This window comes from Anaerobacillus sp., assembly GCF_046314235.1.
Lineage (GTDB): Bacteria > Bacillota > Bacilli > Bacillales > Anaerobacillaceae > Anaerobacillus.
In genome coordinates, this window is the sequence record NZ_JBKBWN010000033.1 from 1 (window position 1) to 13,396 (window position 13,396).

General features: G+C 33.9%; 16 protein-coding genes. 11 read left to right on the forward strand and 5 right to left on the reverse strand.

Annotation, left to right across the window (positions count from 1 at the left end):
• Window positions 1–410: 410 nt before the first annotated feature.
• A complete protein-coding gene (locus ACK4M9_RS21995; RefSeq protein ID WP_409854920.1) occupies window positions 411–1,136 on the reverse strand; it encodes an SDR family oxidoreductase in 726 nt (241 codons plus the stop codon).
• 24 nt (window positions 1,137–1,160) lie between these two features.
• Window positions 1,161–1,796 (reverse strand): DUF4386 domain-containing protein, encoded by a 636-nt coding sequence (locus ACK4M9_RS22000; RefSeq protein WP_409854921.1) that lies wholly within the window; start codon window positions 1,794–1,796, stop codon window positions 1,161–1,163.
• Window positions 1,797–2,221: 425 nt separating this feature from the next.
• On the opposite strand from ACK4M9_RS22000, the gene ACK4M9_RS22005 reads away from it, so the two are divergent.
• Window positions 2,222–3,625, forward strand: a complete 1,404-nt coding sequence (locus ACK4M9_RS22005; protein ID WP_409854922.1) for a PAS domain S-box protein — start codon at window positions 2,222–2,224, stop codon at window positions 3,623–3,625.
• Between the two features lie 166 nt (window positions 3,626–3,791).
• On the opposite strand, the gene ACK4M9_RS22010 is transcribed toward ACK4M9_RS22005, so the two are convergent.
• A complete protein-coding gene (locus tag ACK4M9_RS22010) occupies window positions 3,792–4,883 on the reverse strand; it encodes an ATP-binding protein (RefSeq protein WP_409854923.1) in 1,092 nt (363 codons plus the stop codon).
• Window positions 4,884–5,058: 175 nt separating this feature from the next.
• Here ACK4M9_RS22010 and ACK4M9_RS22015 point away from each other — a divergent pair, with 175 nt between their 5' ends.
• Complete coding sequence (locus tag ACK4M9_RS22015; RefSeq protein ID WP_409854924.1) at window positions 5,059–5,307, forward strand: hypothetical protein; 249 nt, start codon at window positions 5,059–5,061, stop codon at window positions 5,305–5,307.
• Window positions 5,308–5,377: 70 nt separating this feature from the next.
• Here the strand turns inward: ACK4M9_RS22015 and ACK4M9_RS22020 are convergent, their stop codons facing one another.
• Window positions 5,378–6,280, reverse strand: a complete 903-nt coding sequence (locus ACK4M9_RS22020) for an AraC family transcriptional regulator (protein WP_409854925.1) — start codon at window positions 6,278–6,280, stop codon at window positions 5,378–5,380.
• A gap of 146 nt (window positions 6,281–6,426) precedes the next feature.
• Here ACK4M9_RS22020 and ACK4M9_RS22025 point away from each other — a divergent pair, with 146 nt between their 5' ends.
• Together ACK4M9_RS22025 and ACK4M9_RS22030 are read left to right on the forward strand one after the other, a co-directional pair.
• Window positions 6,427–7,044, forward strand: coding sequence for a hypothetical protein (locus tag ACK4M9_RS22025; RefSeq protein WP_409854926.1), 618 nt, complete (start codon window positions 6,427–6,429; stop codon window positions 7,042–7,044).
• A 222-nt stretch (window positions 7,045–7,266) separates the two neighbouring features.
• Window positions 7,267–7,707, forward strand: a complete 441-nt coding sequence (locus ACK4M9_RS22030; RefSeq protein ID WP_409854927.1) for a GNAT family N-acetyltransferase — start codon at window positions 7,267–7,269, stop codon at window positions 7,705–7,707.
• Here the strand turns inward: ACK4M9_RS22030 and ACK4M9_RS22035 are convergent.
• The gene (locus tag ACK4M9_RS22035; RefSeq protein ID WP_409854928.1) at window positions 7,690–8,076 is read right to left on the reverse strand and encodes a hypothetical protein; all 387 of its coding nucleotides are present in this window, start codon (window positions 8,074–8,076) and stop codon (window positions 7,690–7,692) included. The two genes, ACK4M9_RS22030 and ACK4M9_RS22035, sit on opposite strands and share 18 nt — an antisense overlap.
• 124 nt (window positions 8,077–8,200) lie before the next feature.
• On the opposite strand from ACK4M9_RS22035, the gene ACK4M9_RS22040 reads away from it, so the two are divergent.
• From ACK4M9_RS22040 to ACK4M9_RS22070, 7 genes are all read left to right on the forward strand, one after another.
• Entirely contained in the window at window positions 8,201–8,386 is a 186-nt protein-coding gene (locus tag ACK4M9_RS22040; RefSeq protein WP_409854929.1) for a hypothetical protein, read from the forward strand.
• A gap of 59 nt (window positions 8,387–8,445) precedes the next feature.
• Complete coding sequence (tsaA, locus tag ACK4M9_RS22045; protein ID WP_409854930.1) at window positions 8,446–8,904, forward strand: tRNA (N6-threonylcarbamoyladenosine(37)-N6)-methyltransferase TrmO; 459 nt, start codon at window positions 8,446–8,448, stop codon at window positions 8,902–8,904.
• Between the two features lie 184 nt (window positions 8,905–9,088).
• Entirely contained in the window at window positions 9,089–9,541 is a 453-nt protein-coding gene (locus ACK4M9_RS22050; RefSeq protein ID WP_409854931.1) for a helix-turn-helix transcriptional regulator, read from the forward strand.
• A gap of 42 nt (window positions 9,542–9,583) precedes the next feature.
• Window positions 9,584–10,675: a hypothetical protein gene (locus tag ACK4M9_RS22055; RefSeq protein WP_409854932.1), complete on the forward strand. Its 1,092-nt coding sequence runs from the start codon at window positions 9,584–9,586 to the stop codon at window positions 10,673–10,675.
• A 30-nt stretch (window positions 10,676–10,705) separates the two neighbouring features.
• Entirely contained in the window at window positions 10,706–11,158 is a 453-nt protein-coding gene (locus tag ACK4M9_RS22060) for a hypothetical protein (RefSeq protein ID WP_409854933.1), read from the forward strand.
• Between the two features lie 257 nt (window positions 11,159–11,415).
• On the forward strand, window positions 11,416–11,904 hold the full coding sequence (locus ACK4M9_RS22065) for a hypothetical protein (protein WP_409854934.1): 489 nt from the start codon (window positions 11,416–11,418) through the stop codon (window positions 11,902–11,904).
• 212 nt (window positions 11,905–12,116) lie between these two features.
• On the forward strand, window positions 12,117–13,022 hold the full coding sequence (locus ACK4M9_RS22070; RefSeq protein ID WP_409854935.1) for a GNAT family N-acetyltransferase: 906 nt from the start codon (window positions 12,117–12,119) through the stop codon (window positions 13,020–13,022).
• Window positions 13,023–13,396 lie beyond the last annotated feature (374 nt).

Sequence of the window (13,396 nt, forward strand, 5' to 3'; positions counted from 1 at the left end):
AGAAGAAGAAAAGTAGTCTGAACCTGAGCTGGGTTCGGACAGGATTAGGCTGAGAAGAAGAAAAGTAGTCTGAACCTGAGCAGGGTTCGGACAGGATCAGATTCAGAAGAAATAAAGTAGTCTGAACCTGAGCTATGTTCGGATAGGATCAGGTTCAGAAGAAGAAAAGTAGTCTGAACCTGAGTAAAGTACGGATAGGATTAGGCTCGAAAGAAGGACTAAGCTCGCCAAAGGCTATTGGTGCATTTAAAATAAAGTAGGAAGGGCTCACCAAATTAATGAATCGCGATTTCAGCTTGTAAAATAGGTGTTGAAAAAAACTTAATATATACTAATATAATTCCCAAAAAAATACTGACGCACTTTTGGTATCATAAAAAAAGAAATTTTAATCCAACGTATTTCTCTCTTTAATCTATCGATTTATTATAAATTACTGGAGTTTTAAACTGCCAATCCTTCCATGTTTTATCAACTGTCACTAGTTCAGTCATAAAATGACTTACATTAATTCTGCTAGTTTTACCGGCATTGAATATTGGACTTCTTACAGGAGATTGGCAAATTTCATATGAACTTTCTTCATCATGGTTAACTAATGAATCGGGTCGTACTACAACCCATTCTATCTTTTCGTCCTTATTACCAATTTCGGTAATCAAATAATTTGCAGCCTTGAGGTTATCTCGATGAGGAGGGAGCAAAAGCTTCAGTAAGGAGTGGATTATTGTTTCTCCCATGGAATTTGTTTCTCCCATTAAAGAATTCGTATAACCTGTAGTCCCCATAAGTATAAGCTTTACTTTTTTGTTAGCTTGTTTTTTGACTGACAAACTTATTCTTTTTATTGCATTAAACACTAAATAACGAGGTTTACCAAACACCCCTTTGAGAGTAACATTGTGACCAAGACAAGAAATAATGACATTATTTTCATCTATAAGGCTATCTATCTCAGAAACGTTAAATTCGTCGATATTTCCCACGACTATTTCCACTAATGGATTTTCTTGTATTTCTTTATCTAGAACGGCACTTTTTCTAATGAGAATCCTAGTATTGATTTGTCTTTTGATTAATTGTTTGACAACTAGTTTACCGGTAGCCCCGGTTGCGCCAAGTACTAATACTCTCATTTTCTACCCCCATTTTAATCAGATTTATTTATTTATACCTGGATTGAACCCTTTGACTATTAGAAGTAACGCAAGAACAAGCTCGCCAAAGGCTATTGGTGCAATTAAAATAAAGTAGGTAGGGCTCACTAAATTTATGATGTTCAACATTAACAATAACGTGGCAAGGAGAGTAAATGTCGAACCTATAATACACCATGCGGATAACCATCTTGGGATAAGTCTAATTCTATATAGGCAGTAATAGAGTATCAAGCCGCCAATACTCCATGGCAAAATCATTCCTATATGATTTAGAATATCTCTGCCTTGTCTTAGCAATTCACCAGTAATTTGAAAATACGATAAGTTAATCTCGCTAGTAGTTACATAACTCTGACTCAACCATAATAAAAGAAGAAGTGGGGCTATTCCCGCAAAGAGAAATCCGGCTCCAATAATCCGGAAACCTAAGTATCCTGCTGCTAAACTTTCGTTGTATGTTTTAATTATTGGATAAAATAACACAGCGATACTTACATATACCACTGACATTGCTGCCTGAAAAAAAGTCGCAATCAGTACTTGCATTTCAATTTCTGACAATTCTCCAAGATAATTTGGAAACTCTAACGCTGGAACAGAACTAAGTATTCCAAATACAAAACTTAATACTAACAATAACCCTAGAATTATAGCTGTTTTTCTGTCTGATTTAATAATTAATCACTCCTTTTTTTACATTATATGCCCTACAGATGAATTGTATAGATTTCTTTCAATAATAAAAAATTCCTTCCTGTTCATGAAAAAAGGTTTTTTGCTAATCCTGTCGAATAGTAGAGTTAGATTTTATTATTCTAGAAAAGAGTATTTACCAGGCAATGATGGTCTAACTAGAGTGAAAGCCTACGAAAACTTTTAAATAGCTGAGAAACAATATTTGGTTTCCGTTTTTTTGTGAAAAATTTCGGTTGATTTCTTGACTGTCAACTTTTTAGAACTGGGAAACTTTAAAGCGGACGTTATTTTCATTCAGGGTGAGAGCGGAAAAATGAACGCTTTTTATAAAAGAAAATAAGTATAGGATTAATTAGGGGGTACCTATGAATATCGATAAATTAGACATCCTTGAGATATTAGGTAGAGTAACAGATGGTTTCTATATGTTAGACTCTAATTGGAATTTCATTTACGTAAACAAAGAGGCAGAACGAATTTTAGGACGTTCGAAAGAAGAATTACTAGGAAAATGTATCTTAGATGAATTTGCGGAATCGATTTATTTACCAATCTATAGAAAATATAAGTTTGCCATGAAGAAACAGAAATCAGTAAATTTTGAGTTTTACCACCCACATACAAAGCAGTGGTTTGATATTCGTGTCTACCCTTCAACTGAAGGATTATCATTATATTTATTAGATATTACTGCTAGGAAGAGAAAAAGCATAAGAACGAAACAGTCTTATCAATCTTTATTTACAAATAATCCTGATGCCGTTTTTTATTTAGACTTAGATGGGAAATTCATCAGTGGAAATGAAGCGCTAGAAGTAATTTCAGGCTATCGCGAAGAAGAATTGGTCAATATGTCCTATCATTCCTTGATCGTTAAGGAAGATTTAGAAAAAGTAAACTACCATTTTATTGAAGCAGCGAAGGGAACACCGCAAAACTTTGAATGCAGAGTCATTCGTAAAAGTGGTAGGGTAATCCATATTAAGGTTACAAACATCCCAATTACAATAGATAATGAAGTCGTTGGTGAATACGGGATTGCTAAAGATATCACTTTACAAAAAATTGCTGAGGAAAATATCGAGAATGCAGAGAAGTTATCATTAGTCGGTCAATTATCGGCATCTATTGCTCATGAGATCCGAAATCCGCTTACAACACTTAAAGGTTTCTTACAATTAATTAAGGGCAAAAATGAAATTCCCGAAAATTATATTGAAATTATGTTATCCGAAAAGAACCGAATAGAGGTCATTACGAGTGAATTACTGCTTTTAGCAAAGCCTCAAGCGATTGAGTTTCGTAATGAAGAAATAAGAGTCATTCTTAATGATGTAGTTACATTGCTTCAATCTCAGGCTCTTATGAAAAACGTGGAGATTTTTTTCAATTATGAAGAGGTTGGTTCAATCTATTGTGTCAGTAATCAAATAAAGCAAATATTTATAAATATTATTAAAAACGCCATTGAAGCGATGAGTGAAAGTGGTGTTATCACCGTTACTATGAGAAATTACGATGCACATAATATTATAATAGAAGTCATTGATCAAGGTTGTGGCATCCCAGAGGATCTTGCTTCGAACATTGGTCTGCCATTTTATTCAACGAAGGAAAAAGGAACTGGCCTGGGCATGCTTACGACCTATAAATTAGTTAACGACCATGGTGGAAAAATTACCTTTGAAAGCAAAGTCGGAGAAGGAACAACATTTAGAGTGACTTTACCACGTAAAACACTAAAATTGGACAACAAATACAATAAGTAGAGGTGGCATTATAGGTGCCTGGCACCCTAAATGGACAAATATCGCAAAATGTCCACCTTAGGGGGACGAATTTTCACTTATTTATGTATTAAAAAGATTGCTAGGCAAAGTTGCTTAGCAATCTTTTTAATCTAATGTATGTTGGAAAAGTTCAAATATACGTGAGCTAACAGAGAGGCAACAGGATTTCGACCAAGGTCCCATTATTCAATTCGCTTTTGATCGAAATTTGTCCGTTATGGTTTTCAATAATTTTATTTGTCACTAATAACCCTAAACCAGTTCCTTCAGTTTTTGTTGTGTAGAAAGGATTACCTAGTTTCTGTATTTTTTCCTCTGGAATGCCACAACCCTCATCTTGAACCTTAATGCTAATGTGCTCATTTATAATAGTAGCTTGTATGTAGATGTTTCCACCATCAGCCATGGCTTCCATTGCGTTTTTGATAATATTTATAAACACTTGTTTTAATTGATTTTCATCGCAATTTACTAGGTGACCGTGATCGTTAATGTTGGAAATGATTTGAATGTTTTTTAAATGGGACTGTGGTTCTAGCATAAAAATAACATTATTTAAGATATTCTCTATACGGTTTGCTTTGATATTTATCTTTTTTGGTTTTGCAAGTAATAAAAATTCGTTAACGATGGTGTTAATTCGTTCAAGTTCTGATTTCATCACTGCGGCATATTTACTATTAATCTCAGGTTCCAATATATCGATAAAGCCTTTCAAGGTTGTTAATGGGTTCCTAATTTCATGAGCAATACCTGCAGCTAATTCCCCGATTAATGAAAGTTTTTCAGATTGATGCATGAGCTTTTCCATTTGTTTAGCTTCGGTAATGTCTTTGATTATTTCAAAAATGCCAACCTGTTCATCACCATTCCAGATCGGGATCATTTTAACGACTAATCTAATTTTTTTCCCTGCTTTGTTAAACATCGACATTTCGTAAACCTGTGGTTCACCTTGAGCTACTTTTTGACAATGCTCTAATTTTCTTTCGAGATCTTCTTTTGCGACACCAGATATTAGTTCGAGGTGCTTAAGTTCCTCTACTGTGTAGCCACTTATTTTTTCAATGGCGGGATTTCCATCGATAACATTTCCAACTGAATCAAGAACTAGTATTCCATCAATGTTGTAATTGAATAACGAATCATATAACTGTTCTTTATGATTTAACAAATTTTTTAAAGTAAGATTGGTATTTTTGTTAGTCTTAATTTTTTTATTAGTGCTATCAACCATAAAATATCCCCCTACTTACTAAAATTAACAATCTATTATGTAAATAGTACCATTTACTAACATATTTTACACGAATTTTCATCAAACGTTAATATATTGGTGCCTGGCACCTAGGTGATGTGATAAAATTAAGAAAGTAACCACTGTGAATTTTTGGACAGAAGGAGTGTTTGTTATGGATAAGAAAACAAAAAAAGTATCGTACTTAATAGGGTTATTAATATTTGGAGGTTGGTTCATCACTTCCCTTATTGAAGCTGCAAATGAAAAAATTAACTATTCAACCTATACAGTTTGGGAGTTTCGCTTTTTTATCATTGGATGTGCAGCCATTTATTACTTGGTGATTTACTATTTTAGTAGAAAAGCAGGTGAAGCTGTTGAAAGTACGTCAAGTGGAAACCAGCTTAAACGGCCATCTTAACATGAACTGAAAAAAGCCATTTCACATGAGATGGCTTTTTTTCTAATCTAAATGGAGCGGGATCAATGTTTTATTTTTTTAATTTTACTGGGACATATATCTCCATACACATTTTTTCATATTCCCATGGGTGACATCGTTCATCGTAAAACTCGAAGTCTAGTTTGTCATCATCAATTTCATAGCCTGAGCCTGGGAACCATTCTTCAAGTATATATTTCCACGTTCCTTGGATTGATTCAACGAAGTTCGTATCCTCCACTGCAGGAGTTGTAAATACTGCATATGTTGCTGCAGGTACTTCGAGTTGATACATTTCTTCAGTAGCTTTATCGAAGCTTGTTACTTCGACACCAAAAATGTAGGAGAATTCATCGGTATCGACGTTTGTATTGACACAAATACCATATTCGCCATGACGAGGTGGGTGTTGTGAGTCATATAATCGACTTTCATAATTATTTCCCTCAACGCCACATTCATGCCAAAAGCTTGGAATGTCTCTTGTATGAGCATTGTTTCTTAATGTCGTATTAAATTTATAGCCAACAACCTTGAAGGCGTCCTTTTTCAAAATTTTTGGTTGCATAATAATCCCTCCAGTTTTATTTTGCTTAATTTTTTGGACATACATTCTTTGTGGTAGATTTACAGGTGTATGAATGCGATAAAGGTTTGGTGGGTAGCCAAAACACTTTTTAAATGCTTTTGTAAAACCTGCATGTGTTTCAAAGCCATACTCGGTCGCAATATCAATCACTTTTTTCCCGCGGTTTAGATCATAGAGAGCATATTGGAGCTTGCGTCTCGTGACATATTCCATGACTGAAACGTTCATAAAACTATGAAAAACACGATAAAAATGATAGGTTGAAAAACCAGCAATTTTAGCTAAATCATCTACAGAAATTTTTTCAGTAATATGGTCATCAATGAAATCTATTGTTTTTTGAATAAGCTGAGCATAATCCATACGAAGCCCCCTTTCATTTCAAACTGCCGGCCGGTAACTATATAATAGTTCATTTATGTAGTCGTTTCTTATCCTAGCTTGTTAAATTTATTTTAATATCTAATTTCATTTTACAATAATTTAAATCTTTAAAAGTGGGTGAATATATGCTTAGTGAAAAACTAATTTATTGGATAGGAGGCTCAGCTTGTGCTGGTAAAAGTACATTAGCACAGGCTTACGCTGACAAGTATGAGCTAAAATTATATTGTTGTGATGATTATTTTCCAAAACACCTGAAAAAAATATCAGAAAAGAAACATCCAGCTATGTCCAAGGTAGCGACCATTAGTTTTAACGAAGCTTTTTATACAAGGAAGATTGATGAACAGTTAAGCCTTTATCAGCAAACATTCATAGAAGATTTTACATTTGTTATTAACGATCTAGCCGAAATTCCAGAAAAACGAATAATCGTAGAAGGAAATCAATTATTACCTTCACTTGTACAACCCTTTCTAACTAATAATCATCAGGCAATCTGGATCATTCCTACAGAAAGTTTTCAAAGAGAATACTACCAAAAAAGAGTTTGGATTAAAGATGTCTTGAGGGAGACTGAAGATCCGGAAGTTGCTTTTGATAACTGGATGAAAAGGGATGCGTTGTTTGCAAATCTAGTCTATCAAGAAGCAATAGATTTAAATTTAAATGTATTAAAGGTCGATGGTCGTTTAACTATAGGGGAGAATTTCAAAGTACTAGAAAATCACTTTAGATGTTAGCAATTCACACTAGGTTTCAACTCTATGCTTTATACAGCACTCTAGTCACTTCCATTTTGGTGGTGGTTTTTTTTGTGAAATTTTCATTGTAAATATTATCTTTATTTGAAATAATTGTAATTGAGTTAGAGTTGTTGAATAGGTTCTATAAAGCAGAATACTTTAATGTAAATCTAAACCAAAAATAACTCTTCAGGTTTGGGTATATGGGGGGGAAGTCGAATGGTAAAAGCTCAACTAAGCGATCTCGATCAGATTGTACAAATCGATCAAGAAGTCATTGGTAACGATAGTAGACGTGAATACATCAAGAAATCGATTGAAGATTCGAGATGTATCGTTGCAAAAAATCAAAACAATGTAGTTGGCTTTTTAATATACGAAACTCATTTTTTTGAGTGTAGCTTTATTTCTTTAATCATAGTATCACCACAAGAAAGAAGAAAGGGACATGCAACGTCCCTTATGGAGAACTTTGTAGCGATATCACCGACTGATAAAATATTTTCTTCAACGAATAAATCAAATCTTACAATGCAAAAGGTGTTTCTTGCAAATGGGTTTGTAGAAAGTGGTTATATTGAAAATTTAGATGAAGGAGACCCTGAGTTAATTTATTTTAAGGTTAAAAAAAATCCCCATGATTCACGGGGAAAAGTCTAACGCATTTAGTAACTCACTAATACTCGGTTTAATCGTAAAGAACCAGGATTTATTTTCATCATCAAAGGTGAGTAAGTATGGATTTTCATCGTCAGGAATAATAACGATAATTTCATCGGTTAGTGTATTCACCCATTTATTTTCTAAATGAAAAGAAGGCTCTAAGGGAATTTTAATCAAATAACCACTTTCTGGGATAGGTTTAAATTTTTTTACTACGCTATCAATTTCTTTAAGGAACTTTTCTGCTTCAAATTGTACAAGTGAGCTTGATGGCACTGTTTTTATTATTTCGCTTTTTTCAATATCAAGAATTTGGACAGACTTGCTACTTTTAGCATATACCGTTGATATGTTTAAAAATAGCAAATATTAGACTGAATAAGAGTAATGTTTTTCGCATAATAGTTGTCACCTCATCGATAGCATTACCAAAGAAAAAATTATTATCGGTTGCTTTTAGACGTAGACGTTCATTAAAGGAGTGGAGAAAATGAAAAATTTTATAATTGCTGCTTTAGCTTTAATCATCATCTATTTTACTTTGCCTTTTTTCGGGATAGACTCTTTTAATTTTTTTATGAGTTTCATTGAATGGAGCACAAAATTTGTTTTACCTTGGATAATTTTGTACTGGTTGATCAGAATGGTAAAAGCTCTGGAGAGAAGAGGAGCTTAACACGATAAACACACTCTTTAAAACAAATGTAAGTATTTAGAAGGGACGTTGGAGGAACGTTGGATTCGGTTAACTTAAAATCTATAGGTACTGTTTACTCGACGATTGATGAGCAAGTCTATGAAAATTGGGGGAAGGTTATTTCCAAGGTAGAACTTAATCGCGATTATTTAGATGGTTTAATGGGATTGGAAGAATATTCTCATGCGATTGTCATCTTCTACATGGATCGTTTTAGAGATCAATTCAGTAATGAGTGGAAAGGGAAGCCCAGAGGAATCGCGGATTTAGAAGAGAAGGGATGCTTTGCACTAAGAACGAAATATCGTCCTAACCCCATTGGAATTGCTGTAGTTGAGCTATTATCCGTAAAAGAAAATATCCTTACTGTGAAGGGCTTAGATGCAAATGATGGAACGATCGTATTAGATATAAAACCTTACATTCCTGATTTTGATAGTAGAGAAAATGTAAAAATACCAAATTGGATGAACGAATTAATGAAAGGCTATTTCTAGTATACAGGGAACGGAGAGGGATGTTACACACCTCCGACACGTAGAGAGCAGGGGAAACCCTGTTTTTTTTTATTTCTAGAATATAAGTCTCATAGCTATATTTTTTTGGAAAATAATTCCGAAAAATTTATTGACAAATTAAACTAAAAGTGTAAAATTACACTAAAGGAGGAATTGGTTACATATGGAAAGAGAAATTTTTATTAAGTTGGTATCAGAAAAAATGAAACTTGTCCGCACAGAGCAGGACTTTTCTCAAGATAAAATGGCTGAAACGCTTGGCATTTCGAAAAAGACACTTGTGCAAATTGAAAAAGGGAGGATAACTGCCAACTGGACTACAGTTGTTGCATTTTGTGCTTTGTTTAATCATAGTGAATTTTTGACTTCAGTCATAGGAGATCGCCCAGTTGAGTTTGTTCAGCTAATCGCAAGTAACGGTGCTGGCACACCAAAAGAAAAAACATTGGGAGGGAAAGTTTGGTGGAAAATCGTTGTTAACAAAGGGAATTTCCGTTTGCAACAAAATTTGATTAGTAACCATTACCGTATTTTAGATAAAGACGATTATCGCTGGTTTAGTTCATTTGATAAGGAAGAAGCGCTGAAACGTATTGATGAGTTAAGTCGTAACTAAGTAACATATAAAAAATAGAGAGTATTAAGGGAGTGGGTTGAAATGTCTAAAATGGACTATAAGAAAGTTATTGTTGTTTTAAGTCTTATCGCTCTTATTGTCACGACCTTTGTTGTTATGGCAAAAGCTGGAGGTGAGGCAGACGCCGCATCACTGATTAAAAAGTACGAAGATAAAAACGAAATCGAAATCATGGAACAACTAAAACAACTGACAAAAGAAGAATTGCTTAATGAAATGAACATCTTAACGAAGGATGAAAACTATTCAGGTGGGGATCTACTGTACTGGGCAGTAGCATTGCAAGAGAAAAAGTCTGAATTCAGTAGTGAACAAATGGTCGAACAAATCAAATCAACGAAAAATACAATGGATACAAAATTCATTCTGCTAAATGTATTTCTCCATAATAACGAAATTGATAGTACGAATGAAGCTTTTAAACAGTTATTAGTTGACACTGACCTAGATGAGACAATTAAGCCAATGATTATTTCTTCCCTGGAATTCGATACGAACGATGAAGAATTACTTATACAATTTATTACTGATGGTGGTGATGATGTAGCCTTTGCCAGTTTGAAGCAGCTTTCTAGAATTAACAGTGAAAAAGCGTACGAATTATCTTATGAAATTTTAAAAAATAAAGAGAACGAACCCGCAGCTACGATCTCAGCAGCACTAAATGCCTATTCAGTGTTTTTAAAAGAAAACAAAGACATAGAAGAATATTCAAAATTCGAGAGTGTTTTTATAGAAATATGTAAAGACCTTCTGAAAGGAAGAAAAGGGCAAACCTTAGCTGAAACAGCTTTTTTCTCACTATCCGACTTGATGAGCGAAAACGGAATTTTTACAATTCTTGATAGTCATCTTGAACTGCAATCAAAAAGCTATGCTGTTGATCAAAATTACTCTGTCTTAAAAGATGTTTTGGTTAACGATCCATCTGAACAACAATTAAGATTAGTTTTAAAGGCAATGAAAATTTATCCAATTCGAGATTTAGTAGAAGATCTCGAAGCGGCGATCGTCGAAGTTAGCGATCTAGAATTAACAGAAGAAGCGGAGATCGTACTAGAAAACATGAAAGAAAATGGCCAGGCGGCCAATTTAAAATGGACGACGGATTAAATTAATAAAATTTATAAAAGGAGGGTTAATATGGTTGGGTTTTCATTATTGTGCTTGCTAGTAAGTCCTTTTATATTTTTCTATTTAAAAAAGCAAGTGCTAGCTTATGGTAATTTAGTAGTTACTCTTGGTGCATTAGCAATCTGGCTTAGTTTAATTGCAGGTTGGGTTATAGAAAAATTTTGGATCGTTATGTGGAACGTCACGTTGCTAGGTGCAGTTCTATTTTTGGTCGTCGGATTATCAATTGTTTTCCTGAAAATTAAACGAAAAAATCGTTACCTGTTGCCAATTTTATTTTTAGCTATAGCTGTAGGAAGTCTATTACTAGGAAACTCCTTTGGTAATGGCACTCTATTGAACTTTATCGTTCTTTATTCATTTGCTTATTTTACGCCTATGTTTGTAGCAATCATTTCTTTGATTGGTGCAACACAACATTTCAATAATATCACGGATAGAGTAGATAATGTGAGGGTGTAAAGAGCGCACTTGGTAAAGAAAGGCGATTTTTCGGAGGGGTGAAAAATCTATTATAAAGATATTGAGACGATTACCGTGAATAATAGGTAGCGTCTTTTTGTCTATTTACAAGGTCCTAAGACGTCTGAAGAAATTATCACCATTTTTTTTGGGGCATGATTATGCTAAAAATAGATTGTAAATTTTATCTTTATTTGAAATAATTGTTATTGGTATTTATTAAGAGAATTGTAACTATTAAGGTAGGTGATCTCTGGTTGAACGTGAGGAAAAAGACAAGTTTTCTAGTTACAGCTATTTTAGTTATAGTTATTTTTTCAGGGGCAAGGTATAGCTATATAAAGAATATGTATACAAAACCACACGAAGTAGCTGGCTTTGTTATTCAGGAAGCTTTAGAGGGTAAAGTAGAAAGTGATTATTTGATCAGTGAAGAACAGTGGATCTTATTATCAGAAGAGTCAATATATAAGGTGATTAGAGAGCCAATTGACTGGGATTACTTTAGTGATTTTGTTCAAGAATGTGAAAGAAATGCTCATTCCTCTTTATTATACAATAATGGAAAAGCAACGTATCAGGTTATGAAGGACTTTTACAAAGACCATAACAGAAGAGTAACGGTAGAATGTCTTGATTTCAATAAAGAAAATGGCGATGTGTTAGAGGTTAATTATACAACTTTCTTAATGGAAGAAATTAATAATTCATGGAAAGTAGTAGGTAAGGTAAGGGGTGATAATTAAGGGAAGATGAGGCTGGATCTTCAAGAGAAACTAGATAGTTAAGAAGTAGTTTTTTTTCCAGGTAGTAAGGAATTAAGCCAATTTAATGAAGCTAGGTAATTAGGCGCTTACTATCAATAAAGTAGCGTCTTTTTTCAAGGGCAACTAAAGAATATGTAGGAGTGGACAACCTGGAATTTTTCCGAGGGGTGCACTGAAAAGGAGAGCTTTAAATGTCGAATATAACGATTAAAAAGGCATTGATTACAGATGCTGAACAATTAACAGAAATTATGAAGCAGACTTTTGATGAAGAAAAAAAGAAATGGCTGTCAAACCACGAAGGTAATATTATAGATTACAATATTCAACCCCCAGGATATGCTTCAATTGAAATGACGAAGTATATGATTAGAGAACTGAAGTATTTTAAGATTTTATTTAAAAAAGTGATTGTTGGTGGAATTATTGTGACGGTGTCTGGTAGATCTTACGGAAGAATCGATCGTATTTTTATTGCCCCAGATTATCAAGGGCTAGGTATAGGTTCAAGAGTCATAAATTTAATTGAAGAAGAATTTACTAATGTAGGCACGTGGGACCTTGAAACATCTAGCAGACAAACTAATAATCATTTCTTCTATGAAAAAATGGGATACAAACGATGCTTCGAGTCTGAGGAAGAATACTATTATGTGAAGAGAAAAGGTATTAATAAGAACATTCTAAGCAATCAGTTTGAAGATTGTAATATGGAAAAATCAGAGTACTACCAAGTGAATTTAGAGGCAAGTTCTTATAGTAACAGCAATTTAATGAGCAGTCATATTAACAATTGTAATCTAAGTTATTCTAGGTTTCAAAATCTTAATTTTAGAAATACACTGTTTGCAGATTTAAATCTCTCAAACAGTGAAATGGTTTTCGTCACATTAGGAGGGGTACACTTCGGTGACACTAATCTAGGAGAAGGTAAATTGCCAATTTTATTTGAACGATGCGAGCTTGAAGGAAGTAAATTAATTAATTGTAATCTAAGAAATGTTGAGATCCAAGAGAGTGATGTGACGGGTATGAAAATAGATAGCATACCAGTTGAAGAGCTCTTCAAGGCGTACAGGGAAGTGAATAAAAAATAATGTTGAGGTCGTCCTTAAACTATGTATAGTCGAATTATCCCAGCAAATAGGGTTTACTGTCCATGAACGAATGTTTACTAGAGATTTTACCAGATATTAGGAGTTAGTGTTCGTGAATGATGGTTATTATGAGGACTGAGTTTACCAGTTATTAGGAGTTAGTGTCCTTGAAGGGGTGTTATGAGGACTGAGTTTACCAGTTATTAGGAGTTAGTGTTCTTGAAGGGGTGTTATGAGGACTGAATTTACCAGTTATTAGGATTTGTTGTCCGTGAAGGGATGTTTTGAGGACTGGATTTCCCAGATATTAGGATTTGTTGTCCTTAAAGGGATATTATGAGGACTGGCATTACCAGTTATTGGGAGTTGTTGTC

What these genes read in the sequence shown, in the direction of transcription:
- ACK4M9_RS21995 (WP_409854920.1), bottom strand. Translation starts at nt 1,136, where the DNA reads ATGAGAGTATTAGTACTTGGCGCAACCGGGGCTACCGGTAAACTAGTT.
- ACK4M9_RS22005 (WP_409854922.1), top strand. Translation starts at nt 2,222, where the DNA reads ATGAATATCGATAAATTAGACATCCTTGAGATATTAGGTAGAGTAACA.
- ACK4M9_RS22010 (WP_409854923.1), bottom strand. Translation starts at nt 4,883, where the DNA reads ATGGTTGATAGCACTAATAAAAAAATTAAGACTAACAAAAATACCAAT.
- ACK4M9_RS22015 (WP_409854924.1), top strand. Translation starts at nt 5,059, where the DNA reads ATGGATAAGAAAACAAAAAAAGTATCGTACTTAATAGGGTTATTAATA.
- ACK4M9_RS22020 (WP_409854925.1), bottom strand. Translation starts at nt 6,280, where the DNA reads ATGGATTATGCTCAGCTTATTCAAAAAACAATAGATTTCATTGATGAC.
- ACK4M9_RS22025 (WP_409854926.1), top strand. Translation starts at nt 6,427, where the DNA reads ATGCTTAGTGAAAAACTAATTTATTGGATAGGAGGCTCAGCTTGTGCT.
- ACK4M9_RS22030 (WP_409854927.1), top strand. Translation starts at nt 7,267, where the DNA reads ATGGTAAAAGCTCAACTAAGCGATCTCGATCAGATTGTACAAATCGAT.
- ACK4M9_RS22040 (WP_409854929.1), top strand. Translation starts at nt 8,201, where the DNA reads ATGAAAAATTTTATAATTGCTGCTTTAGCTTTAATCATCATCTATTTT.
- ACK4M9_RS22050 (WP_409854931.1), top strand. Translation starts at nt 9,089, where the DNA reads ATGGAAAGAGAAATTTTTATTAAGTTGGTATCAGAAAAAATGAAACTT.
- ACK4M9_RS22055 (WP_409854932.1), top strand. Translation starts at nt 9,584, where the DNA reads ATGTCTAAAATGGACTATAAGAAAGTTATTGTTGTTTTAAGTCTTATC.
- ACK4M9_RS22060 (WP_409854933.1), top strand. Translation starts at nt 10,706, where the DNA reads ATGGTTGGGTTTTCATTATTGTGCTTGCTAGTAAGTCCTTTTATATTT.
- ACK4M9_RS22070 (WP_409854935.1), top strand. Translation starts at nt 12,117, where the DNA reads ATGTCGAATATAACGATTAAAAAGGCATTGATTACAGATGCTGAACAA.